This window comes from Enterococcus sp. AZ126 (assembly GCF_051714545.1).
Classification (GTDB): Bacteria; Bacillota; Bacilli; order Lactobacillales; family Enterococcaceae; genus Enterococcus_L.
The window spans coordinates 1402372-1427998 of the sequence record NZ_JBIOSB010000001.1; the positions used below are offsets into that span (position 1 = coordinate 1402372).

Below are 25627 nucleotides of genomic sequence, written 5' to 3' on the forward strand. Positions count from 1 at the left end.
AAATGAACGAAAAGATCGCTCTATTTACTATATTTGGCGGTACTGGTGATTTAGCAAAAAGAAAACTTTATCCTTCTTTGTTCCGTTTATATCGCAAGGGAAATTTGGCTGAACACTTTGCGGTGATCGGTACTGCAAGAAGAGAATGGTCTGATGATCATTATCGTGAGATTGTCCGTGAGACGATCCAAGATTTAAATCCAACAGCTGAAGAAGCTGAAGCATTTTCAAGCCACTTCTATTATCAGTCTCATAATGTCAATGACTCTGAGCACTATGATACCCTAAAAAAATTATCCGATACTTTAAACGATAAATACGAATTAGGTGGTAACCATATTTATTACTTAGCCATGGCGCCACAATTTTTCGGTACGATCGTACAACACTTAAAATCACAGGAGATATTAACAGACACAGGTTTCGATCGCTTAGTCATCGAGAAACCATTTGGTTCGGATTATAAGTCAGCCTATCAATTAAATGAAGAAATCCGTGCCGTTTTTCCTGAAAAAGATATTTTTAGAATCGATCACTACTTAGGAAAAGAAATGATTCAAAATATTTCTGCTATTCGCTTTGCGAATAACATTTTCGAATCACAATGGAATAACCGTTACATCGATAATGTTCAGATCACATTTGCTGAAAGCCTTGGTGTTGAAGACCGTGGTGGTTATTATGAACATAGCGGTGCATTAAAAGACATGGTCCAAAATCACATCTTACAAGTTGTGGCATTATTAGCGATGGAGCCACCTGTTGCTTTTTCAGAAGCTGAAATTCGTGCAGAAAAAGTTAAAGCTTTACAAGCTATCCGTCTTTATTCGGAAAAAGAAGCATTAGAAAATTTCGTGCGCGGGCAATATGGTGCAGGGAAATTAGATGATCAAGAATTTATTGGTTACCGTGAAGAACCTAATGTCGATGAACTATCTCAAACCGAAACTTTTGTTGCTGGTAAATTCTTAATCGATAATTTCCGCTGGTCAGGTGTTCCATTTTACATTCGTACTGGCAAACGTTTAACAGAAAAAGGAACACGTATCAATATCGTCTTCAAACAAGTACCAGTCAATGTCTTTAAAGATGATATCGATAAATGTGGTGAAAAAACAGATTTGCCGCCAAATGTCCTAACCATTTACATCCAACCAACAGAAGGTTTCTCTATGACATTAAACGGTAAAGAAATCGGGCAAAGCTTTACAACAACGCCTGTAAAATTAGACTACCGTCATAGCGCAGAAACAACAGGAAATAGTCCAGAAGCCTATGAAAAACTATTATTAGATAGTTTGAATGGTGATGGTACAAACTTCTCGCATTGGGATGAAGTGGCTCAATCATGGCGTATTGTTGATATTATTCGTCACGCTTGGGATAAGACATCTGTTGACTTTCCTAATTATGCAGCCGGCTCAATGGGTCCTGATGCTGCCTTTGAATTACTCGCTCAAGATAATTTCACTTGGGATTGGCAGCCAGATATTTGGTATCGGGAACGTGGAAAATTAGAATAGTATTTTTAATCATACGTATAAAAAGGTCTCCGGAATTTTTCCAGAGACCTTTTTTCTTTACTATTCTTCAAACCCCTCAGCCACTGCATCAGGATAATTTTCTTCAACAATTTTGGCACAACGTCCACATAAGTGTGGTAATTTTTCATCTTTACCAACATCAGTGCGGACTGCCCGACAACGGTCACATGTTTCGCCGGCTGCTTTTTCTACAAGGATAGACATATCATCAAATTTTTCAACATTTTCAGGAACGACAGCAGTTAAAGCAGCTATCTCAAAGTCAGAAACAATCAATAATTGTGCGATATCAGCATCCACAGCTTTTAGCAATGCATGAATTTGTTCATTAGGATAAACCGTTACTTTAGCTTCCAATGACTTCCCGATCAATTTAGAATTACGCGCTTCCTCTAGAGCTTTTAACACATTATCTCTAAAGTCCATAAACGCTGCCCAAGTGTCTAATAACTCTTGTTGATTAGCAAATTCTTCATAACCTGGAAATTCAGATAATTGGACATAGTCCTCATCTTCTTTTAAGAAGCTCCAGATTTCTTCAGATGTATGCGGAATGATTGGAGTCAATAGTTTTGTTAATGCAACGGCAATTTGGTAGAACACAGTTTGCATGCAACGTCGTTGATAGTCATTTTCTGCCTCAATGTAAACAACATCTTTAGCAAAATCTAGATAGAATGAGGATAAATCAACGGTTAAGAAATTCATCACTGAGCGATAAATTTGCATGAAATTGTATTTCTCATAACCCTTTTCACGAATTTCTTGAATCACTTGATTTAAGCGAACGACCATATATTTATCTACAGAACGCAACTCTTCATAAGCAACTGTATGTTCTTTAGGCTCAAAATCACTTGTATTTGCTAATAAGAAACGCATCGTATTACGGATTTTACGGTAAACTTCAGAAACTTGATTTAAGATATCCATTGAAACACGTACATCTGCTTCATAATCCACACTACTTACCCACAAACGTAAAATATCTGCACCCATTTGTTTGATCACTTTATCCGGTAAAATTGTGTTCCCCAATGATTTACTCATTTTACGGCCTTCACCATCCAATGTAAATCCTTGAGATAAAACTGCTTTATAAGGCGCCACACCATTGATGGCTACACTTGTCGTAATACTTGAATTAAACCAGCCTCGGTACTGATCAGAGCCTTCTAGATACATATCAGCTGGGAAAGTCAGTTCTGGGCGCTCACGTAAAACAGCTTCATGAGATGAACCAGAATCAAACCAAACATCCATAATGTCATTTTCTTTTGTAAACGCACCATTAGGAGAGCCTGGATGTGTAAATCCTTCTGGTAATAACTCTTTTGCCTCACGTTTGAACCAGATGTTTGATCCATGTTCAGCAAATAAATTTGCGACATGTTCAATTGTTTCTGGTGTAATGATTGCTTCACCATTTTCAGCATAGAAAATAGGTAATGGTACACCCCAAGCGCGTTGACGAGAAATAACCCAATCACCACGGTCACGAATCATATTGTAAAGGCGTGTTTTTCCCCAAGGAAGAATCCAATCAACTTTTTCAACTTCATCTAAGATATTTTGGCGGAAATCATCGATTGATGCAAACCACTGTGGTGTTGCACGATAAATGACCGGTTTCTTTGTACGCCAATCGTGTGGATAACTATGTGTAAAGAAGTCCAATTTTAATAACGCATCTTTTTCATCCAATAAAGCAGTGATCATTGGGTTCGCTTTATCATAGAAGACACCTTCAAAGCCAGGCGCTTCATCCGTAAATACACCACGATTATCCACAGGTGAAAGAACATCTAAATTATATTTTTTACCTACGATATAGTCATCTTCACCATGTCCTGGCGCCGTATGAACAAGCCCAGTACCAGCATCTAATGTTACATGATCTCCTAACATAACTAAAGATGTACGATCATAAAATGGATGTTGTGCTGTCATGTATTCCATATCTTTACCAGAAATCGTCTCAAGAACTTCAACTTCATCCCAGCCGATCGCTTCTTTAACTGTGTCTAAAAGGTCTTTAGCAACAACGTATTTTTTACCATAAGCTTTGACAACAACATATTGGTAAATAGGATTTACAGAAATGCCCAAGTTTGCAGGAAATGTCCACGGAGTTGTCGTCCAGATTACAAATGATGTATCCGTATCTAAAATTCCTTTGCCATCAACTACTTTAAAAGCTACATAAATAGACGCAGATTTAACATCTTTATATTCAATCTCAGCTTCCGCCAATGAGGACTCACTTGATGGAGACCAGTAAATTGGTTTTAAACCTTTATAGATATAACCTTTTTCAGCCATTTTTCCAAACACACGAATTTCAGCTGCTTCATAAGTCGGATCTAGCGTAACATATGGATTTTCCCAATCTCCAGCAACACCTAAACGTTTGAAATCCGCACGTTGTGTATCAACTTGTGAACGTGCATATTCTTCACATTTTTCACGATATTCAGCTAAAGTCATTTCTTTTCTTTTGATCCCTTTATTTGTCAGTACTTGCTCGATAGGCAAGCCATGTGTATCCCAGCCTGGAACATAAGGTGAACGGAATCCTGACATGGATTTTGAACGGATAATGATATCTTTACTGATTTTGTTTAATGAATGACCCAAATGGATATTTCCATTCGCATATGGTGGTCCATCATGAAGAACAAAAGTTGGTTTTCCTTCGTTTAATTCTTGACGTTTTTCATAGATTTTTTGCTCTTCCCAATCCTTTTGCCATTCTACCTCACGATTTGGTAAATTCCCACGCATTGGAAAAGCTGTTTTTCCCAACTGTAATGTTTCTTTCATTTTCATTATTATTTCCTCGCTTTCTTTTGTTGCTGTTGATTATCAACTATTGATTGTGGATAAATTAATTATTGTGAAGCGTAAGTCCTGTTCATCATCTACTTAGGCCAAGCCAATCGTAGTGATTCACAGCCAAACAAAAAGTACCTTCATCCCAAGGGACGAAAGTACTCGCGTTACCACCCAAATTTAAAATAATTGATTCACTCAATTATTTCCTCTGTTAATTGATAACGAAATCACTCGTCAAGTTTTACTACATTCAAACTTGAGTAAAATAGAGGATCTTTTCAATACCAGGGTCTGTCAAACTTTCACTATCGTTGACTCGCTAAAAGAATGGTAATTGACTTTTCTGTTCTATTTATTTACAAAATTATTTAGGATCTTTATTTAATAAATCAAGCATTGCTTTTGGATCGATTGCAGCTTGCTCAAGAGTTGATTCCTCAACTGCCGCAACTGGCTCTGTATCAACTTCATCACTTTTATCAAGTTCTTGTGCTAATACTTCTTTGATCACTGTATGTGAATCACTTACATAACTTGAGAATGGTTTTAGTAATTCATTCCATTCTTCACTCTTTACTTGCTCTAATTGCGCTTCTAGCATCAAGCTTAAACGTTGATGGAAAACGCGGGTTTTCTTCTTAAGATCATCTGTTTCTGCAGCTAATTGACGTGCACGATCTGTCGCATCTGTTAGAATTTCTTTTGCTTTTTCTTCTGCAGATGTTATAAGATTACTTGAACGTTTTTCAGCAGAGGAAATCATCTCGTTCGCTGTATTTTCTGCAGAAGTAACGATTACTTCTGATTCTTTATTCGCACTAGTTTTTACTTTATCTGCCGTGTCTTGTGCTACAATAATTGACTGATTCAACGCATCTTTTAGTTCATTAAAATATTGTAATTTTTCTTCAGCATGTTTTAATGATTTTTCAAGTTCACGTGTTTTTTGAAGAGAATCTTCATAGTCTTTCGTTACTTGATCTAAGAAATCATCGACATCGTCTTGGTTGTACCCTCTCATTTTTGTAGAGAAGTTCTTATTTTGAATATCTAATGGAGTTAATGCCATATTCCTTCACCTCTTTGGATTATTTTCGTAGTACTCCCAGTAACAAACGAAACTTGTCCTTTTTCGTCTTCCCCTCTAACTCCTGAATTTGGATTCGGCCAAAACCTCTAATAGATACAATATCCAACAAATCTACTAGAAAATCTGGTCTTGTATTCTCCGTCCAATTCACTTTGACTTTTCCAGATTCGATTAACTGTTTTGATCTTTGTCTAGATATATTATATACGCTAGAGATCAAATTATCCAGACGTAACGAACTTATTGTAGTTCGTTCGTGTGTCCAGTCATCTTTTGGAAGAATCATCTCTGTATATTTTCTTTTTTCTAGTCTTACTGAGACTTTCCCGATTTTTTCTACCTGATTCAAAACAAAGCTCGCTATCTCTTTTGCAACAAATACTTGCCACCGATCGTTATCTGAAATAATATCGCCAAAATATTCTCTCTTGATCCCCGTATTGACTAAGGTACCCAATACCTTACCGTGAGATAACGTAGAAAATTTTACAGGATAAACGATTTCTAGTAACTCTATTTCAAAATCTTCTTGTTTTGGTTCATAGTAATCAGGAAAAATCAGACAGCGTCTTCGTTCGGCTTGTTCATACCCACCATAAAATTGAAATTCAAGTTCACTATTTTGACGAATCAACGTCTCTAAAATGTACGCCTGTCTAGGATCTAAAAAGTCCGATAAGTATGGAGCGTACTGACTTTCAACTTGTTCTAACCAGTCACCAACAGAATCAATAAAAGGATGCTCATCTTTTCGAAAATGTTGATACACATTTGCGTTCATAGATAAATCATCCTTTCTTTTATTAATACATGATTGACTCTAAAATTCGTCCTAATCCGCTCGCAGCTAAATTTAACACGATGATTGCAATCATCACATTAAAACCAATCATCCCAATGTTCAAATTCAATCGATCAAATAAGCTTAAGTAAGGTTCTGAAATTCTTGAAATCAAACGGCCAAACATTGAATCATATGCTCCTGGAAACCAAGATAATAATGCATATATGATTAAAACGCCGGAATAAATTCGAACACCTGTATATAGTATATATATGAATAAAGCGATACTCATTACCTCCTAACTAAAAATCAAACATTTGTTTCTTAGCTAACGATTGTGCAGTAGCACTATCGATTTCAATGTTTGATGGCGTGCAAAGAAAAATTTCATCGCCTACACGTTGAATGTCTCCATCTAACGCATAAACAGTTCCTGTAAGAAAGTCTACAATTCTTCTTGCTTGACTTTCTTCCACTAAATGAAAATTAATCAACACAGCGTCACTTGCAATAATATGTTTTGCGATATTCATTGCCTCGGAATAAACACGTGGTTCAATTATTGTAATTTTACCTGGTTTACTCGAGCTATGTGTGTCTTGTGAACGTTTAGAATTTGAGTTATTAGAACTACGCATGGAGACAACCTTTTTCTCATTAAATGCTGTTTCCTGACGGCTTTCTTTCTTATCTTGATGCGCTTCTGTTGAACGATAACGAGCAGAAGGTTTTTCGGTCAAAGGCTCAGCTGCAGTCGGTCTTTGTACCTGCGCTTGTGTTTGTCGAACCGTCTGTCTTGGTGGTTCATTAACTACCTTTTGCTCTTCGTATTCATCATAATTATCATATTCATCTTCACTAGATAATCCAAAAAAGCTGGATAACGCATTTTTACTAAAAATTGACATAGATTCCCCTCCTTTACGCACCTCTGAAAATTGCTGTTCCGATTCGTACAAAAGTTGCACCTTCTTCAATAGCGATTGGGAAATCATTACTCATTCCCATACTAAGATCTGTACATGGTGCATATGAAAGATGCAGATTATTTATTGCAGATTGTAGTTTTTTTAACTTAGAAAAAACATCCCGAAGAACTTGTTCAGACGCATCCAACGGCGCCATAGTCATTAAGCCTATGATTTTTATTTTATCAAATGATGCTAATTGATGAATAAAATCAATTACTTCTTCTGATTTAAGTCCGTGCTTGCTTTCCTCACCAGTTATATTCACCTCAACGAAACAAGAAATTTGCTTCACTGAGCGCTTCTGAATTTCCTCTGCTAATTTAAAACTATCCAAAGCATGAAAATAATCAATCTCATTTATTATTGATTTTACCTTCCTACGCTGTAAATTACCAATCAAATGCCACTTAATAGACGGAAAATCTTCAAGTGCCATTTTTTTCTCCAGTAATTTGTCAACTCGGTTCTCAGCCATATTCTCAATACCAAGTTCAGCAAGTTTCTTGGCAGTGTCTTTTTCCACGGATTTAGTCACAGCAATCATTGTTACATCATTGTCTGACCGAGCTGCTTTTTGACATGCTAGCTGAATTTCTTGATTTATTTTTTCTAAATTATCAACTAGCATGAGTAAAAGTCGCTCCTATCTTTTTCTGCGGAAAAATGGTGGTGTATTTAATTCATCGTCATTATTTTGTGATGGTTCTTCACGATGAAATGTTTCAAATTCTTTTTTCTCAACATTCTCAAATGTTGTATCTTCGACTTTTGGCCGTACATTTTGTTCACGACGGATATCCCAATCACCAAAAGCACTGGTCTCTTCTTGAGGTTGAGGTTGTGATGGTTTTGATTGTTCCATATCCAAGACTGGTGTTTGTTGCACTGTTTGGATTTGAGTAGGTCTACTCTGACGTTGAGATTTACGATCTTTTTTAGAAGGATCGATTCCTGTTGCAATAACTGTTACACGAATTTCATCGCCTAAATCTTCATTGATTGAAGTACCTAAAATAATATTTACATCACCTGTCGCAGCACTTGTTACGATATCAGAAGCATCTTGAGCTTCAAATAAAGTCATGTCCAAGCCACCTGTGATATTTAACAACACTTGTTCAGCACCATCAATAGATGTTTCTAGTAATGGCGAAGAAATCGCTTTTTTAGTGGCTTCGATCACACGATCTTCACCGCTCGCAACACCGATTCCCATTAAAGCAGTTCCTTGGTTTTCCATAACCGTTTTCACATCAGCAAAGTCCAAGTTGACATAGCCTGGAGCTGTGATCAAATCTGAAATACCTTGCACACCTTGACGTAAAACATTATCTGCTTCGCGGAATGCCTCAAGCATTGGTGTCTTCTTATCAACTACTTCTAATAAACGGTTGTTTGAAATGATTAGTAATGTATCGACATTCTCTTTTAAAAGAGCAATTCCTTCTGCTGCGTAGCGTCCACGTTTGGGTCCTTCAAAGCTAAATGGTCTTGTAACCACTCCAACTGTTAAAGCGCCTAATTCTTTTGCAATTTTAGCAACTACAGGAGCCGCTCCAGTTCCTGTTCCGCCACCCATACCAGCAGTTATAAAAATCATATCTGCACCTTGCAAGGCATCTGAAATCACTTGTTCACTTTCTTCTGCTGATTTTTGGCCAACTTCTGGTTGAGATCCAGCACCTAAACCGCGTGTATACTTAGGTCCAAGTTGAATCACAGTTTCTGCTTTTGAGTTTTTAAGGGCTTGTACATCTGTGTTTGCAGCGATGAATTCAACGCCTTTGACGTTTTCATCGATCATGCGGTTTACAGCATTTCCACCGCCGCCGCCTACACCGATAACTTTGATGACTGCGCCATTGTTAATATTATTATCTAAAGAAAATTCCATAGTATCGTTTCCTCCTGTTTTAATAGTTAGTCAAAAATGTTTGAGAAGAAGTCCTTGATCTTACCAGTTACTTTTTCACCTGATTCATGAATTTCAGAATCATCGTAATCTTCTTGAGGTGCATCTGCATAATTATCATATTGTACTTCTTTTTGAACAGCGATTGGCTGTGATGGTCTAATTTTTTCACCTGGAATCGCGCCTTTAGCAATATGATAAATGTCATTCAGTTGAGCTGAATATTCTACAATACTAATCACATTCGTAAATACTGGATTGCGTAATCCCATATGATTAGGTACGTATAATTTCACACTTGAATCAAAAATTTCCTGTGCTAAATCAACCACACCAGGAAGACTTGCGCCACCACCTGTCAAGATTACGCCACCTGGTAGTTCCAATGCATCGATTTCGTCCAATACTTCTTTTGATTTTTTAAAGATTTGTTCTACTCTAGCTTCGATTACTTCTGAAAGGTAACGTTCATCAACTTTCACTGGTTCAGATTTACCAATGACATCAACTGGAAATTCTTCACTCACAGATGTTCTTTCTGGATAAGCATCGCCATAATTGATTTTCAATGCTTCAGCATTATTGAATGATGTGTTCAGTACGATGGAAACATCTTTCGTAACAAACTCCCCACCTTCTTGATTTACATGAGTAAATTTCAATTGTTTATCATGCATCACAGAAGTCGTTGTTTGTCCGCCACCCATATCAATGACAATCGTTCCAAAATCTTTCTCACCGTCTGATAAAACTGTCTCAGTCAAAGCTAAAGGCATAATCACTAATTCATTGACAGTTAGCCCTGCTTTTTCAACACATTTTCTTGTATTATGAATAATTGTTTTCGGACCTGTAAACACTACTCCGAACATTTCTAAACGAACGCCAATCATTCCTCTAGGATCTTTGATCCCTTCAAACCCATCTACTGTAAATTCTTGAGGTAGGATTGCTACGATTTGACGTTCAGGAGGAGTTGAACGAACCAAGGCTGCAGATGCAACATTTCTTACATCTTCATCAGTGATTTCTTTTGACTCACTACTTACAGCGATCATTCCTTGGCAATTTTCCACTTCAAGTAAGTTTGCTGGTAACCCCACATTCACACTTTTAATTTGAATTCCCGCTTTTTCTTCTGCTTGTCTTACTGCTCTTTGAATCGCATTTACTGTTTTATCTATATCGACAATAATCCCTCGATTTAATCCATCAGATTTTGCGTTTCCTACGCCAATGATATTCATTTGACCTTCGATAAACTCAGCAACTACAACTTTTACTGATGTTGTACCAATATCAAGGCCTACATACATTCCTGTCTTTGCCATGAATGGGGTTCCTCCTCCTATTAATTCCAATATGTAAGCGGGCAAAAAATACCCGATTAAATATATATTTTTTTATGAATACTCACTTCTTTCAATTTTACCATAAACATAGGCTTTTTAGAAAGTAGATTCTACTATTTTATTCTTTTATTTTTTTTAAGTTTATTCTAGTACTTGTGAAGATTCTTCTACATTTTCTTCAGTCTCTTCATTATTAAAAGGATATGAGAAAATACCGACTTCCATATCGATGATCCCAGGTTTCTCCATTTGACTCGCTACCTTGCTGTAATACGCCATTTTCTCATCTAATTGAGAGATATTTACGATGACTTCATTGGCATCTTTCATATTGATATTGATCAATTCTTTGTTTGCATTAGATGGCGCATAACGAATCTCTGAGATATTTTGCTTCAAGTCTTCTGGCAGTTTATTATAAGAATTCATTAAATTTTTAATGGTAGACTGATCTTTAAAGTTTTGGAAAACAGGCATACCACTTTCAGGTGCTTTCATTTCCTCAGGTAATATTTTTCCGTTTTCTAAAATAGGATGAAACATATTATTTGTGGATTCTAATGCAACGACTTTATATTCCTCAATTTTTATATTAAATGAATTGATTCCACTCAATGAGATAGTCGCTTTTTTTACCCGCGGTAATTGACGCTCGATTTTTTTTTCGTAAATTTTTCTGTCGCCAAATTGCTCCCACAAACTCTTGCCTTTTTCCAATTTAGATTGGGCAATGATTTTCTGACTATCAATCGATTTACTGCCTGATACACCGATATTGCCTAACTTGCTAAGTGGAGAAACAAAATAAAGTACAATCAAAATTGCAATCAAAAAGACGGAAACAATCAATGTCAATCTGCGAAATAATCGCTTATTTCGTACTTTTTTTATTTTTGGTAAGCGGTCTGCAAAAGATTCGTAAGTTTGCTTTTGTTTCTCTTCTGTTTCAAGCTCCTCTGGAGGAATTTCATTCATTTCAGTTTCTTCATCTTCAACAGATTCTTTTTGGTCTTCCTTTTCATCAGAAACAACAGAAGGGTCCCATACAGGCTTGCCGCCTTGCGTTTTTAAATATTCTAGATTTTCTTTTTGCCACGGGGTCAGATTTTGCTCATCTATTTGTTCAGAAGTATCCAAATGTTGGTCTTCTTGACCCCCTGAGTCATCTTTTTTCTTACTAATCTTCTACACCTCCTATCAAGTTATCTCTTTTACCACTTTGTACAGTCGTTCACCAGCATCAGGTATGCCTTCTTTTTTTGAAGCCTCAGCCATCGATTGATGACGAATCTCATCTAATAAAATCGCATCAATTTCAGTGACTAGATTCAGACCTGTAAGTTCTTTGTCGGCAATCATTTCAACTGCTCCTGATTTAACTAAGCTTTGTGCATTTTTTGTTTGATGATCATTTGTGACATATGGGCTTGGTATTAAAATTGCAGGCAGTCCTAGCGCTGTAAATTCTGCGATAGAAGTTGCTCCAGCTCGACCAACCATTAAATCTGCTGCTGCTAAAACTTCTGCCATTTTATCAATATAAGGCTGAATACTTATGTTTGTCAATTTCTTTTCGGAAAGCTTTAATGTTTCTTGTAATTCTTCATAATATCGCTCACCAGATGCATAAAGAATTTGGTAATCCCGTTGCTCAAATAGTGGGAACGCCTCAATAAACGCTTGGTTGATTTTTAGTGCCCCTCGACTACCGCCAAAGATGACGACAGTTTTTTTGTTAGGATCTAGTCCATATTCTTTTAAAATATCTGTTTTTTTGATCATCACGACTTCTTGCGCTCGTGGATTTCCCGTCAAGATTACCTTGTCTTTAGGAAAATACTCAGCAACATCGGGAAAACAAATAGCTACCTTTGACGCATATCTGCTTAAAAACTTATTTGTCATTCCTGGTATGCTATTTTGCTCGTGTATGATTGTTGGAATCTTCAACTGCTTTGCCGCATAGACCACTGAACCAGACACATACCCTCCTGTTCCAATGACAACATCTGGTTGAAAGTCTTTAATAATTTTTTTTGCTTTCCCTATACTACTTAGAAAAAGATAGACTGTTTTAATATTTTGAGGATTAAGCGAGCGACGAAATCCTTGGATTTTGATCGTCTTAAAAGGAATATTATATTTTGGAACAATTTTGCTTTCTAAACCTATTTGAGTTCCTACATACATGAATTCGGTACTAGGGTCTACTTGTTTTACATAGTTGATAAAGGCCAAAGCAGGATATATATGTCCACCTGTTCCGCCGCCGGTTATTAATATTTTCATCATTATCTCACTTTTCTATGTCTTTTAGCTGGTGCATTGCTTGGATAAACGCCTCTCCACGCAATTCAAAATTAGGATATTGGTCCCAACTTGCACACGCAGGCGATAATAGAATAGTATCATCTTTTTCGGAAAAAGCATAGGCTTCACGGACAGCAGTTTGGACATTTTCTGTCAATTGTATTGTTTTAATTCCAGCTTCGACTGCTGCTTTGCGCAGTTTATCTTTTGTTTCACCAAAAAGAATGATTGCTTTGATTCCTTTTAGTGAGGGAATCAGCTCATCAAAATCATTTCCTCGATCCAAACCGCCAGCTAATAAAACAAGTGAGGAATGATCAAAACCACTTAAAGCCATTTTAGTTGCTAGGATATTCGTTGCTTTTGAATCGTTGTAAAATTTTCGCCCTGCCAGTTCTCCTACATATTGCGTACGGTGTGGCACCCCTGTAAAGACCATCAACGTTTTTCTGATCACACTATTTGGTATATTTTTTAATTTAGCAACACAAATTGCTGCTAAGGCATTCTCAATATTATGACTGCCTGGTACACCTAACTCATTCGCTAACATAATATATTCATCTCTATAGTAGATTTCTCCATCTATAAGATAGGCTCCAGCAACTTTTTCCTCAGTTGAAAATGGAATAATCGTAGCTTTCGTTGTCTTGCTTAATTCTTGCAACTCCTGTTGGTTCCAATTTAGCACAAGAGAGTCACTTTCCTGCATATTTTCTTGTATTGCCCATTTAGCTTTTACATACTCTTCTCTTGATCCATGGTAATCTAAATGTGCTTCGTAAATATTTGTGATTACAGCGATTTGCGGATGAAATGTTTGAATTCCCATCAATTGGAAACTAGATAATTCCATGATGATATCATCTGCAGCATTTGCGACCTCAGCTACTTCACTTGCTGGAAATCCAATATTTCCGGCTAAACGAGCAGTTCCATTTTTGCGTTGTGCATTCAATAGCAATCCTATCATTGTAGTTGTCGTTGTTTTTCCATTCGTTCCAGTGATTCCGATAATCGGGCACTCCGCAATTTGATACGCTAGCTCCACTTCGGTAAGAACAGGTAAATTCATGCTTAAAGCTTTCTCTACTAGAGGATTCGTATAAGGAATGCCAGGATTCTTTACAATTAAAGAAAAATCTTCGTCTAAAAGTTCGATCGGATGTCCACCTGTAACAACACGAATACCCAAGGTTAATAAATCTTGGGCTTCAGGGTTTTGATCAAATTGTTTAAAGTCATTGACAGTTACTAATGCACCTAATTCATGCAGCAACTTCGCAGCACTAACGCCACTCTTAGCAAGCCCAAGAACAAGGACTTTTTTGTTTTCATACTCTGTAATTTTTTTCATTATAATTTCCCCTTATCTTAGAAATGCTGAAAGAAGCGGTCAGTCTTGTAGAAAATTAGCAATCTAAGAGTGGAATGCTTTTGATTCCATTCGTAGATTATCTATTTTCCTAAAGACTGCTTCTTGATGCTAGACACAATAGAAATGCTGAAAGAAGCGGTTAGTCTTGTAGAAAATTAGCAATCTAAGAGTGGAATGCTTTTGATTCCATTCGTAGATTATCTATTTTCTCAAGTTCTACTTCTTGGTACAAACGTTATTCCTGTCAAAGACACTCTATAAAACAATCCATAAAGTGATTGCTGAACAGACAGCTCCAGTCAACCAAAAAACAATATCGATCTTCCACTCAGACCAGCCACACATTTCAAAGTGATGATGAATTGGTGACATTTTAAAAATTCGTTTACCGAATAGTTTAAATGAAGCAACTTGCAAGATAACACTAAGTGTTTCACATACATAAACAAGACCGATCAACAATAACGTCCACTCTTGACGTAATATAATAGAAATTGCTGCTAGCAAACCACCTAACGCAAGTGAACCAACATCTCCCATAAAAATTTTAGCAGGTTTTCTATTGTAAGGGAAAAATCCTAATAGACCACCGATTACACTTAAACATACGATAACAACATCAAACTGCTGCTGTTTCCAAGCAATGATTGCATATGTAGCAAACGAAATCGTACCTAATCCTGCAACTAAGCCATCAATACCGTCAGTCAAATTCACTGCATTTGAAAATCCGACCAACCAAAAAATAACAAATATGCCATAAAAAACACCTAAAGGCACTGATACAGCACCAAATAAATCTAGTGTATCTGGTAAGCCTTCTGAGCGATAAACAAAATAAAAGACTAACCCGCCAATGATTTGACCAATCAATTTTTGACGGGAATTTAATCCCATATTTCTTTTCTTGAATACTTTGATAAAATCATCTAAAAATCCTAATAAACCATAAAGAACCAAGATGAATAAAATAATCAGTAAAGACGGAGTGAGTTCTTGTTTCCATAATCCCACTAATAATGAGGTGATAAAACTTGCAACTAGAAAAACCAAGCCACCCATCGTTGGTGTTCCTGTTTTTACATTGTGCCAAGTTGGGCCATCTTCACGCGTTGTTTGACCTTGTTTTTTCATTTGAAAATACCCGATAAATATCGGCATCACTGCCACCGTTATAGCAAAACTAAATACTATGGGAATAAAAATTTGTGTCCACTCCATGATATCTCTCCTAATTATTCAACTCGTATTGATTTACTTTTCCATTTATATTTGATCCTTATTTTGCAGGTTCCACTACTTCATTTGAATCACTATCCATTGAGTCCATTACCACTTTCATCAACGGATTAGCAATTTTAGCAAGTGCCTCTCTTGTATAGGTCTGAGGTTTTTTCATTGTAAGATATAAAATATACTCTGGTTTTTCTGCTGGAACCATCTCGACAACTGAATATGTATAGTCTGTTAAACCAGCCATATACCCATTTTCTCCAGTAATTTGAGCCGTTCCTGTTTTAGCTGCTACATGATACCCAGGTACTTTGTACACATCATAAGCAATACCGTAATTCGGATCTTCAACTGTATCAATCATGTATGTTCTGATATCACTTGCCGCTTGCGGTGTTATGATAGGTTGCCCTACTTTTTCTGTTTGCGTTACTTTTTCTTCTCCAGTATTTTTATCTACGATTTTGCTAATATATTGAGGTTTTGTCATTGAACCATCGTTGGCAATTGCAGTATACGCCTGCATCATTTGGAAATTAGTGACCGAAATAGCTTGTCCAAACGAGGACATTGCTAGATCGACCCAGTTATCTTCTGGCAGTTCTCCAGCTGATTCTCCTGCCAATCCTGAGTTTGTGGATTTTCCAAAACCAAATTTTTCTAAATAACTTTTCCAGACTTGTCCAGTAGGATCCATTGCTTGTTCTAAAGTCAGCATCCCAACGTTACTAGACCAAGAAATTGCTTGACGAAATGTTAAAGGTCCTACCGCCCCAAAGTCATGATCATTCACTGTTCGGTCATCCAGCTTATAACCACCCACTGGATAATTGAACGTTGTATTAGGACTAAATTTTCCTTCTTGCATCGCAGCTGCCGCTGTAAAAAGTTTCATAGTAGAACCTGGCTCAAATTTATCTTCCACTAAAATATTACGCCAAACAGTATCTTTTCCTAATCCTTCTTTAGTTTCAGGATTGTAGGATGGGCGCTGTGACATTGCAAGTATTTCACCAGTGTCTGCTTTCATCAACATTGCAGTCATATCTTCTGGCTTGTATTCTTCAACCACAGGATCAAGCAGAGATTCCAACTGACTTTGTATTCGACTATCTATTGTTGTGTAGATATCTTTCCCATCAACAGCTTTCTTCTCATTCGCCACTGTTCCAGGTAAGGGATTTCCGTATACATCTTTTTCGTAGTCGATCTTACCGTCTTGACCTTTTAGTATGTCGTTATATGATTCTTCTAAGCCCATCTTTCCGACTAAGCCTTTTGAATCATCCTTAGCATCAGCAGAGTCAGTATACCCGATAAAATGAGAAGCAAAGACCCCATTGGGATAAATTCTAGCAGGGTGACCTTCGAAATAGAGTCCAGAAACTTTATTTTGCTTTAATTCATCTTCAATTTTTTGTCTAGTTTCTAAAGAGATGTTTTTCCCTTTAGTACCAAATTCAACTTGAAATTTCACAGTGCCGTCTTCATTTACACCGCTATTTAAATATTTTAAAACTTCATCTTTCGTCAGTTCCGTATTTCTATCTAAAATTTCTGCTAACGTTTGAAAATCTTTTTTCTGCGCATAAAGTTTTTTATTTTCTTCACCTAGATAAGTCTCTGACAAAATAGCATACACAGAATAAGAGGTAGCATCTTCTGCGATCACGTCTCCGTTACGGTCCAAAATCGCACCTCTTTTAGCTTTGACCACACTACTGCCTTGATACAGATCCGCTGTCTTTTCTGGTAATGAAACGCCCGCAACTTTTCCCACAGCTACAATATAGGTTAATCTAAAGGCAAATAAAAAGAACAATCCAATACTCGTAGCAAATAAAATAATGCCTACTTTTTTACGATTGTTCATTGGATTTAAGTTCTTCTTTTTGACAAAATTCTTTATTTTATTTTTTTTGCTCATCTATTTCACTTTCCTTATATTTCCTTGTATTTTATTACTTCACTTTCTTAATATTTTCAATATTATCAGAAAGGCCTTTATTCTTTGCAACGTCCTTGATTCGATCTGCTTTTGATAATTCATTTTTTTGTTGCTCTAATTTTAAAGCTGATTCTTCTTTTGCTTGAATCGTTGCTTGCGTCTCAGTAATTTGATTGGTCATTTGTGTAATAGATGTACGTACTTGAATGGTGAGAATTGCTATTCCAATAATCGCTACTAATAATAAGAAGCCAATTGCCTTTTCTAAAAGTGAGATATTTCTCAACTTCCTTTTCGGAGATTGGGGTAGGTCAACATTTCTTTGAACTTTAGGTTCATTTTCAGGAGCAATGACTGGTTCATCCATTATCGGAACATCATATTGGAATTCTTCCATTTTTTTTAACTCAGCCATGTCAATACCCCTTTCTTTATAAGTTTAATTTAACTTTTTCGGCAATTCGTAATTTAGCACTTCGCGAGCGATTATTTTCAGCCAACTCAGTCTCACCTGGTAAAATCGGCTTTCTAGTTATTACTTTTAATTCGGGTTGAAATTCTTCTGGAACTACAGGTAGTCCAGGTGGTAGATCCTGCATTGTGCTATATTCTTTAAACATGCTCTTTACAATTCGATCTTCTAATGAGTGAAAAGTAATCACGCTGATCCGACCGTTTTTGTTCAATAAAGCAATGGCTTGTTCTAAAGATTCTTCTACAACTCCCAGTTCATCATTTACTGCAATTCGAATTGCTTGAAAAATTCGTTTTGCTGGATGTCCACCTTTGCGTCTAGCTGGTGCTGGAATTGCTGATTTTATAATTTCTACTAATTCACCAGTTGTTTCGATCGGCGCTTTGGCACGGACCCGTTCGATTTCTCTAGCAACTTGTTTAGAGAACTTTTCTTCGCCGTAACGGAAGAAAATCTTCACTAATTCATGATAGCTATAGTCATTGACAACTTGGTATGCTGATAGTTGTGCGTCTTGATCCATCCGCATGTCTAACGGTGCATCCTGATGGTAACTAAATCCACGCTCCGCTTCATCCAACTGAGGAGAAGAAACACCTAAGTCGTATAAAATACCATCAACATAATAAATCTCCTGATTGGCTAACTCTTCTTTTAAATGTCTAAAATTCGACTTGATAAAGGTCACCATACCGCGATCAACATATTTTTTTAATCGTTTTGCTGCAAAATCCAATGCTTTTTGATCTTGATCGAACGCATACAAATGTCCTTGTTCGCTTAATTGTGAAAGCAAATACTCACTATGACCTGCGCCGCCCAATGTGCAATCGACATAGATGCCGTCTTCTTTCACATGTAAGCCGTCAACTGTCTCTTTTCGCAAAACAGTATAATGCTGAAAATCCTCTGTCATAATGCTCCTCTTTCTAAAAACCAAAATCAATCATTGTTTCTGCAATTTCATCAAAATTCTCTTCAGCTTCTGTTGAAAATTCTTGCCAGCGAGCTTCATCCCAAATCTCAATTCGATTTGATACACCGATGATCACACAGGCTTTTTCCAAACTACCATGCGTTCTTAACGCAGCAGGGATATTGATCCTACCTTGTTTATCGATCTCGCATTCTGTAGCAGCCGAATAAAAAAAGCGGACAAATGTGCGGGCATCTTTCTTAGCAAGAGGCATTTCTTTCAATTTCTCTTCTAGTTGTTCCCATTCGCACATTGGATAACCAAATAAACAGCCATCCATCCCCCTAGTTACCACAAACTTCTCACCTAATTGGTCCCGAAATTTAGCTGGTACAATGAGTCGGCCTTTGGCATCTATATTATGTTGAAATTCACCCATAAACATAGCCAATTCCTCCCATTTTTCCACTTGATAGGAATAGTCTACCACATCCCACCACTTTCTACCACAAAAAACCGTAAATCTTCTACCATTTAATCGTTATTTAAATAGTTTGTAATATTTCAGTTTTTAAGATTTTTCTAAAGAAAGCGGTATCAAAACCTGTATATCAGATTTATATATATATTCTCCGTCTTATTTATATATTCGATTTATCATAAAAATATTACAAATAAAAACGGTGGGGAGAAGTGGGATAGTAATCTGCCTCCACCATTTTTGTTTTATGAAAAATAATGAACGATATTCAACAAAATAAGAACAGCATATAAAACTAGGCTCAAAAGAAAGACCAAGCGCCAAAACATTTTAAAATATCTGCCATAAAGGATTTCGCCATTATAATACGCTTGAAAAACAGCTACACAAATACCTAATAATAAAATAGAAATGATCATATAAGGTACAATTGATTGTCCATAACTATCTTTTGATAATTCATTCAATCCTATAAATAAAAATGGAATTGACATATCCGGTGCTTTTAATTTAAAACGCTCTGTTAAAGAGAACGTCGAAATAATAAAGTTACACGCAAATAAGACAATTACTGGAAAAACATACCAAAAAAGCATAATGACTGAAAAAGACACCATTTACTAACAATTCCTTTCGTAACACACTGTATTAACTATACTTTATTTTCTTTACACACATGTTTCATTTCGTTTAAAAGTTCGTGCCTAAATAATACTAAAATAAAAGAACTTTCTTTCACAAAACACACCAACTCTATTATAATAGAACTAGACTAGTTTCATAAAAAAAGAGGTGACATTTTGATTAATTATTTAACAATAGAAAATGGTCAATTGATTTCTTCTCGGTCTGATACAGATGACACGATCTGGCTTGCTGTAGAAAAACCAACTGAAGAAGAGATCAACCAATTAGTCACGACCTATAAACTTCCTAAAGATTATATCACAGGTGTACTGGATGATAATGAAAATTCTCGTTTCGAGGGATTACATCAAAATACTTTGGAAGGACCCGCTTTGATGCTGCTTCAATATCCTCATGCAACGATCAGTCCTAGCGGTTATACCCAATTAGATACATTTCCTTTCGCGATCATTTTGACAACTTGCGGAAAAGTAATTACGGTTATCAATAATTCAGCTGATTTTTTAAAGCAGACACTTGCTACTCCCGTACCTGATAATAATTTGCCCATTCAAGAAACCTTGATTCTGTATTTATCATGGCAAATTTCAACTTATTATAATCGTTTTTTGAAAGAACTGATTCAGCAAACAAATAAACTGGAAGGCGAATTAAAAGTTTCAACCGAAAACAAGCAACTTTACCAAATGATGGATATCCAAAAAAGCTTGGTCTATTTTGAATTTGCGATAAATTCTAACTTAGAAGTTTTAAATACGCTTTATAACGCCCGAATATTTACAGAGCCAAGAGCACATTTGCCCCATCTCCATGATATTTTGGTGGAAACAAAACAAGCAGCAACGACTACAAGCATTCAATTAAAACTGGTGGATAAAGTTAGCGATACTTTTTCAGCAATCGTTTCAAATAATCTGAATAATGTAATGAAAATTTTAACTTCTTTAACAATCGTCTTGACAATTCCTACAATCGTTGGTGGAATATTTGGTATGAATGTGAAATTGCCCTTTGCCAATCGCGGAGATGCCTTTTTTTGGATCTTCATCATTACGACAGCAACTTGTATTTTTGTGATTCGACGGCTAAAAAAAAGAAACCTTTTGTAAAATTTCTAGTTGCTGATTTTAGTAAAACGATGTAAACTAGAGAAAGTAAAGAATAAGGATGTGTATAATCAATGAACGATAAAAAGACAAGTACTTTTTCTAAAGTCACTAAAGTCGTTGTTTGGTTGATGCTGATTGCCATTGCTGGTTCAACAATCTTGACTGCCATAATGAGTTTACGATAATCAACTAAATAAACAATGAATGAGAAGAAAATTCGATGTCTACCATCATTTTCTTCTCATTTTTTTGATAGAGTTTAACGGGTGTGGACAAAAGGAACAATCACTTTTTGTTCCACACCCTAAATACTTTTGTTCTAGCCACTTAACTTCTACGTTCATTTCCAGCCATATTCAATAATTCTTTTGCATGTTCAGTCGTTAGTTTCGTAATTTCACTGCCTGAAAGCATCCGGGCAATCTCGGCTACTCGTTCATCTTTTTTCAATCTTCTGACCTTTGTTTCTGTACGTTCGCCAATAATTTCTTTTTCAATAAAATATTGATAGTCGGCTACAGCAGCGACTTGTGGAAGATGCGTAATACATAGCACTTGTGAATTTTCAGAAATTTGGTAGATTTTATCTGCGATCGCTTGAGCAACACGGCCACTAACACCTGTATCGACCTCATCAAAAACAATACTTGTGATTCCTTGAGACTTAGAAAAGATTGTTTTTAATGCCAACATCACACGGGAAAGTTCTCCACCAGACGCGACTCTCACTAAAGGTTTTAATGGCTCTCCAGGATTTGTCGTTATATAAAATTCGACTTGATCTAGTCCTTCCTCAGTAAATTGTTCTTCTGACAATTCTGTGAAGCGGATATCAAATACTGTACGCTCCATATATAATTCTTTTAATTCTTTTAAAATATTTTTTTCTAATTTTTTTGCGATTTTCTTTCTGCTTTCTCGTAACTTTAAACCACTCTCAATTACTTGTTTTTTCTTTTCAACTAGTAATGATTCTAACTCACCCGTCCGACCTTCTAAAAAATCAGCATCTGCTAATTCTCGCGTGATTTCTTGATAATAATCTAGGATCGTTTCTATTGACTCACCATATTTTCTTTTCATCTGTCTGATGAGTTCCAGTCGAGTTTCTACTTCGTTTAACCGATTTTCGTCTAATTCCAGACTATCGATGTGGCGAGACAGATCACCGCTCGCTTCTTGCAAAAGATAATAACTATTTTGAACAGCTTCTGATATTGCTTTATACTCAAGATCAAGCGTCTCTATCGATAACAATTCATTCATTGCATAACCGATTTTATCTAGACTGCTATCACCATCTCCATTGACTGCTTCATAACTTGCTGTCAAAGCATCTGCGATTTTCTGGTAATTCCCAAGTTTATTTCGTTCTTCGATCAATTGTTCTTCTTCACCTAAAACAAGTTCAGCTGCAGCTATTTCATCGCTTTGAAACTGCAACATATCCATACGTTGAGCGAATTCTTTTTCATTTTTTTGTCTGTTTCTGACTTTCTTTTCGATCATACGATACTCCGAGTAAAGCCCCTCATATTGCTCTTTTATCTTTAGCAACTCTTTGCCGCCAAAATCGTCAAGCATGCCTAAATGTTTTTCACTCTGCATCAATTCCTGGTGTTCATTCTGGCCGTGAATATCAACTAGAAATTCACCAATTTTGCGTAAATTTGCGATATTGATGATTCGACCATTCACTCGGCAAACATTCTTACCTGAAGTTGAAATATCCCGTTGAATCACAATCGAATCCTCATCTTTTTCGATTCCTAATTCTTCCAAAAGATTCACTAGCTCTTGGTTTTTCGGCATTGTAAAGAGACCTTCCAATGTACATTTAGAAGCGCCTTGACGAATATAGTCACTTGATCCGCGTCCGCCTGTCAATAATCCCATTGCATCAATAATAATTGATTTCCCAGCACCGGTTTCACCGGTTAAAACGGTCATTCCCATTTGAAATTCTAATTGCAATGAGGATATGATCGCAAAATTCTTTACAGAAAGTTCTTGCAACATTTCTATTCACCTCGATTTTATAAATATCGGAAAAATTCATTTTTTAAAAATTCAGCGTCTTTTTCAGTTCGTGCGATGATCAACACGCCATCGTCATCGTTAAGTGTTGCAAAGACAATTTCTTTATAGTGCTTTTCGATTAAATTAGATGCTGCTGCAGCATTCCCTGGTATAGTACGCAAAATAACGTGCTTTTCCATTTGATCAACTGAAACAAATGCATCTTTCATTAATTTTTCAAGTTTTACAGAAGTATCTTCTTTTGTTTCTGCAGGAACACTGTAACGATAACCACCATCTATAGATGGTACTTTGATTAGTTTCATTTCTTTAATATCACGAGAAATCGTTGCTTGAGTCACTTCTATGCCTTTTTCTTCTAAGTAAGTGACAAAGTCTTCTTGTTTTTGGATATTTTTATCAGCTAATAAACGAGTAATCAGACGATGCCGATCTTTTTTTCTCATAACTATTTACTCCTTTTCATAATGATCCACCTTATAAATCTTAGCCTTTCATTTCCATTTTATCATAGCGTATTTTTATTCATTTTGAAAGCATAAAAAATAAGGCTGAAACAAAACGTCTAACGCTTTATCTCAGTCTTATGAATCAAGTCTTGTATTTGACAAAAAAATCGATCTATCTGTGTTTAGTCACTAGCCTTTTAACTTTTTATGAGCCGCTTCAACAACAGCCGTGATCTCCGCCGATAGCTCTTTAGGCTCTAATGTCTTTTCAGAAGTTAAATAGGCCAAAAATTCGATATTTCCTTCTCCACCAGTGATGGGTGAATAATCCAATCCGCTGACTGAATATCCATTTTCTTGTGCAAATGAAAGAATATCATTTAAAACCATTTTATGGGTTTCAGGTTCACGGACAATACCTTTTTTGCCAACCAACTCCTTACCCGCTTCAAATTGAGGCTTGATCAACGCAATGACTTTACCACCTGGTTTCAAGATGTTGTGCAGTGGAGGTAAAATCAATTTTAGAGAGATAAAGGATACATCGATCGTTGCGATATCTGGAGTTCCTGCTTGAAAATCTTCTGGTGTGCTGTAGCGGAAATTCGTTCGTTCCATGACAACTACTCGTTCGTCTTGACGGATTTTCCATGCGAGTTGATTATAACCAACATCTAGCGCATAGCTCAAACGAGCGCCATTTTGCAACGCTACATCGGTAAATCCGCCAGTAGATGAACCAATGTCCAACATGGTTTTATCTGTCACATCTAATTCAAATACGTCTAACGCTTTTTCAAGTTTTAAACCACCGCGAGAAACGTATCGTAAGGTTTGACCTTTTACTTGTAAAGGCGTTTCAATCAAAATTTTCTCACCGGGTTTATCTAATCGTTCATTTTTATCGTTATAAACGAGTCCTGCCATTACTGCACGTTTGGCCTTTTCTCTTGTTTCAAATAATCCTTGAGTAAACGCTAAAATATCTACGCGCTCTTTCTTCATAAATGCCTTCTTTCTAGCCTAAACGCAATTGTTCTAACAATTCATGTAATAATTCTGATTGAAATTCTGAGCTTGTTTGTTTTATTTTCTCTAATGTATCATTTCCTATTGCTAATTGTTCCTCCAGCGCCTTTTTAGCTCCATCTAATCCAAGTAAGATCGGATAAGTACTTTTGTTTAGCGCTTCATCTCGGCCAACTTGCTTACCCAACTCTTCTTCTGAGCTTGTTGCATCCAACAAGTCATCTTTGATCTGAAAAGCTAAACCTAAATGTTGCGCAAAAACACCTAATAAGTCAACAACTTCTTTTGGCTGATTGGCTAAAATACCACCAGCTAACAGAGCAAATTCGATTAAATCCCCTGTTTTCTTTTCATGAACATTCGCTAATTCAGATAGTGACAATGCTCGTTTTTCACCTTGCAAATCGCCAGCCTGTCCAGCCACCATCCCCTGTGTACCAGCAGCTTTACTTAACAGTTGGATCAACAATATTTTTTGATTTGACTCAAGTTGACTGATTGCGATCAATTGAAAAGCAGCTGTGAGTAATCCATCACCTGCTAAAATCGCATACGCTTCACCAAAGACTTTGTGATTCGTTGGTTTACCACGGCGCAAATCATCATCGTCCATCGCTGGTAAATCATCATGGATCAATGAATAGGTATGAACCATTTCTAAAGCAGCCCCGACTTGATAATCATGTACTTCCACTTCTTTATTAAATGAACGAATCGTAGCTAAAACTAAAAGTGGACGAAACCTTTTTCCTCCTGCATGAATTGAATACAACATCGCTTCTTTTAATTTCTCATTTGCAGTGTATTCATTGATAAAATTTTCCATTTCTTTTTCAATAAGCGGTAAACTCAACTTACGAAATTCAGTGAAATCTTCCATCAATTGTCCTCGCTTTCTTCAAAAGTCACTTCTTCGTTAGTTTCTGTCATAACTTTTGTCAGAGTTTTTTCAGCTTTTTCCAATGTATCTTGGCACTGTTTACTTAAGACCATCCCTTGTTGAAACACAGCTAAGGCTTCTTCTAAAGGAACATCTCCACGCTCTAACCGTTGAACGATCTCTTCTAATTCAATTAGTGATTCTTCAAATGTTTTTTCGACTGCTTTTTCTTTAGCCATTTTG

General features: G+C 36.4%; 25 protein-coding genes. 3 read left to right on the forward strand and 22 right to left on the reverse strand.

Translation table 11 applies throughout. From position 1 onward, the window contains the following. Positions 1–2: 2 nt before the first annotated feature. The gene (gene zwf / locus IGI43_RS06750) at positions 3–1523 is read left to right on the forward strand and encodes a glucose-6-phosphate dehydrogenase (protein ID WP_438757057.1); all 1521 of its coding nucleotides are present in this window, start codon (positions 3–5) and stop codon (positions 1521–1523) included. Between the two features lie 60 nt (positions 1524–1583). On the opposite strand, the gene ileS is transcribed toward zwf, so the two are convergent. From ileS to IGI43_RS06835, 17 genes are all read right to left on the reverse strand, one after another. Continuing rightward, complete coding sequence (gene ileS, locus IGI43_RS06755) at positions 1584–4373, reverse strand: isoleucine--tRNA ligase (protein ID WP_438757058.1); 2790 nt, start codon at positions 4371–4373, stop codon at positions 1584–1586. 370 nt (positions 4374–4743) lie between these two features. Further along, complete coding sequence (locus tag IGI43_RS06760) at positions 4744–5448, reverse strand: DivIVA domain-containing protein (RefSeq protein ID WP_438757059.1); 705 nt, start codon at positions 5446–5448, stop codon at positions 4744–4746. A 19-nt stretch (positions 5449–5467) separates the two neighbouring features. Further along, positions 5468–6250 carry an RNA-binding protein gene (locus IGI43_RS06765; RefSeq protein WP_438757060.1) on the reverse strand — a complete coding sequence of 261 codons (783 nt, stop codon included), beginning with the start codon at positions 6248–6250 and terminating at the stop codon, positions 5468–5470. Positions 6251–6272: 22 nt separating this feature from the next. After that, positions 6273–6545 (reverse strand): YggT family protein, encoded by a 273-nt coding sequence (locus tag IGI43_RS06770; protein WP_438757061.1) that lies wholly within the window; start codon positions 6543–6545, stop codon positions 6273–6275. Positions 6546–6555: 10 nt separating this feature from the next. Continuing rightward, a complete protein-coding gene (locus IGI43_RS06775; RefSeq protein ID WP_438757062.1) occupies positions 6556–7161 on the reverse strand; it encodes a cell division protein SepF in 606 nt (201 codons plus the stop codon). Between the two features lie 13 nt (positions 7162–7174). Further along, complete coding sequence (locus IGI43_RS06780) at positions 7175–7852, reverse strand: YggS family pyridoxal phosphate-dependent enzyme (RefSeq protein ID WP_438757063.1); 678 nt, start codon at positions 7850–7852, stop codon at positions 7175–7177. Between the two features lie 15 nt (positions 7853–7867). Next, complete coding sequence (gene ftsZ / locus IGI43_RS06785; protein WP_438757064.1) at positions 7868–9118, reverse strand: cell division protein FtsZ; 1251 nt, start codon at positions 9116–9118, stop codon at positions 7868–7870. Positions 9119–9144: 26 nt separating this feature from the next. Next, on the reverse strand, positions 9145–10467 hold the full coding sequence (gene ftsA, locus IGI43_RS06790; RefSeq protein ID WP_438757065.1) for a cell division protein FtsA: 1323 nt from the start codon (positions 10465–10467) through the stop codon (positions 9145–9147). A 162-nt stretch (positions 10468–10629) separates the two neighbouring features. Next, entirely contained in the window at positions 10630–11625 is a 996-nt protein-coding gene (locus IGI43_RS06795) for a cell division protein FtsQ/DivIB (protein ID WP_438757066.1), read from the reverse strand. Between the two features lie 60 nt (positions 11626–11685). Next, a complete protein-coding gene (gene murG / locus IGI43_RS06800) occupies positions 11686–12777 on the reverse strand; it encodes an undecaprenyldiphospho-muramoylpentapeptide beta-N-acetylglucosaminyltransferase (protein ID WP_438757067.1) in 1092 nt (363 codons plus the stop codon). Positions 12778–12784: 7 nt separating this feature from the next. Next, entirely contained in the window at positions 12785–14155 is a 1371-nt protein-coding gene (murD, locus tag IGI43_RS06805; protein ID WP_438757068.1) for a UDP-N-acetylmuramoyl-L-alanine--D-glutamate ligase, read from the reverse strand. 276 nt (positions 14156–14431) lie between these two features. Next, on the reverse strand, positions 14432–15397 hold the full coding sequence (gene mraY, locus IGI43_RS06810) for a phospho-N-acetylmuramoyl-pentapeptide-transferase (protein ID WP_438757070.1): 966 nt from the start codon (positions 15395–15397) through the stop codon (positions 14432–14434). A gap of 58 nt (positions 15398–15455) precedes the next feature. Beyond that, entirely contained in the window at positions 15456–17336 is a 1881-nt protein-coding gene (locus IGI43_RS06815) for a peptidoglycan D,D-transpeptidase FtsI family protein (protein WP_438757072.1), read from the reverse strand. Positions 17337–17370: 34 nt separating this feature from the next. Then, entirely contained in the window at positions 17371–17772 is a 402-nt protein-coding gene (gene ftsL, locus IGI43_RS06820; RefSeq protein WP_438757074.1) for a cell division protein FtsL, read from the reverse strand. Between the two features lie 16 nt (positions 17773–17788). After that, positions 17789–18748 (reverse strand): 16S rRNA (cytosine(1402)-N(4))-methyltransferase RsmH, encoded by a 960-nt coding sequence (rsmH, locus tag IGI43_RS06825; RefSeq protein WP_438757075.1) that lies wholly within the window; start codon positions 18746–18748, stop codon positions 17789–17791. Between the two features lie 13 nt (positions 18749–18761). Further along, complete coding sequence (mraZ, locus tag IGI43_RS06830; protein WP_438757076.1) at positions 18762–19193, reverse strand: division/cell wall cluster transcriptional repressor MraZ; 432 nt, start codon at positions 19191–19193, stop codon at positions 18762–18764. Between the two features lie 281 nt (positions 19194–19474). After that, positions 19475–19846: a DUF3397 domain-containing protein gene (locus tag IGI43_RS06835; RefSeq protein ID WP_438757077.1), complete on the reverse strand. Its 372-nt coding sequence runs from the start codon at positions 19844–19846 to the stop codon at positions 19475–19477. A 183-nt stretch (positions 19847–20029) separates the two neighbouring features. On the opposite strand from IGI43_RS06835, the gene IGI43_RS06840 reads away from it, so the two are divergent. Both IGI43_RS06840 and IGI43_RS06845 read left to right on the forward strand, forming a co-directional pair. Beyond that, positions 20030–20986 (forward strand): magnesium transporter CorA family protein, encoded by a 957-nt coding sequence (locus tag IGI43_RS06840; RefSeq protein WP_438757078.1) that lies wholly within the window; start codon positions 20030–20032, stop codon positions 20984–20986. Between the two features lie 71 nt (positions 20987–21057). Continuing rightward, positions 21058–21171, forward strand: coding sequence for a DUF4044 domain-containing protein (locus IGI43_RS06845; protein ID WP_071868151.1), 114 nt, complete (start codon positions 21058–21060; stop codon positions 21169–21171). A 142-nt stretch (positions 21172–21313) separates the two neighbouring features. Here IGI43_RS06845 and recN read toward each other — a convergent pair whose 3' ends face one another. From recN to IGI43_RS06870, 5 genes are all read right to left on the reverse strand, one after another. Continuing rightward, complete coding sequence (gene recN / locus IGI43_RS06850) at positions 21314–23005, reverse strand: DNA repair protein RecN (RefSeq protein WP_438757079.1); 1692 nt, start codon at positions 23003–23005, stop codon at positions 21314–21316. Positions 23006–23022: 17 nt separating this feature from the next. Beyond that, positions 23023–23472, reverse strand: coding sequence for an arginine repressor (locus IGI43_RS06855; RefSeq protein WP_438757080.1), 450 nt, complete (start codon positions 23470–23472; stop codon positions 23023–23025). Between the two features lie 192 nt (positions 23473–23664). After that, positions 23665–24480: a TlyA family RNA methyltransferase gene (locus IGI43_RS06860; RefSeq protein WP_438757081.1), complete on the reverse strand. Its 816-nt coding sequence runs from the start codon at positions 24478–24480 to the stop codon at positions 23665–23667. A gap of 13 nt (positions 24481–24493) precedes the next feature. Then, complete coding sequence (locus IGI43_RS06865; protein WP_438757082.1) at positions 24494–25384, reverse strand: polyprenyl synthetase family protein; 891 nt, start codon at positions 25382–25384, stop codon at positions 24494–24496. Further along, positions 25384–25623: an exodeoxyribonuclease VII small subunit gene (locus tag IGI43_RS06870; RefSeq protein ID WP_438757083.1), complete on the reverse strand. Its 240-nt coding sequence runs from the start codon at positions 25621–25623 to the stop codon at positions 25384–25386. The genes IGI43_RS06865 and IGI43_RS06870 overlap by 1 nt, the downstream gene beginning before the upstream one ends. Between the last annotated feature and the right edge of the window lie 4 nt (positions 25624–25627).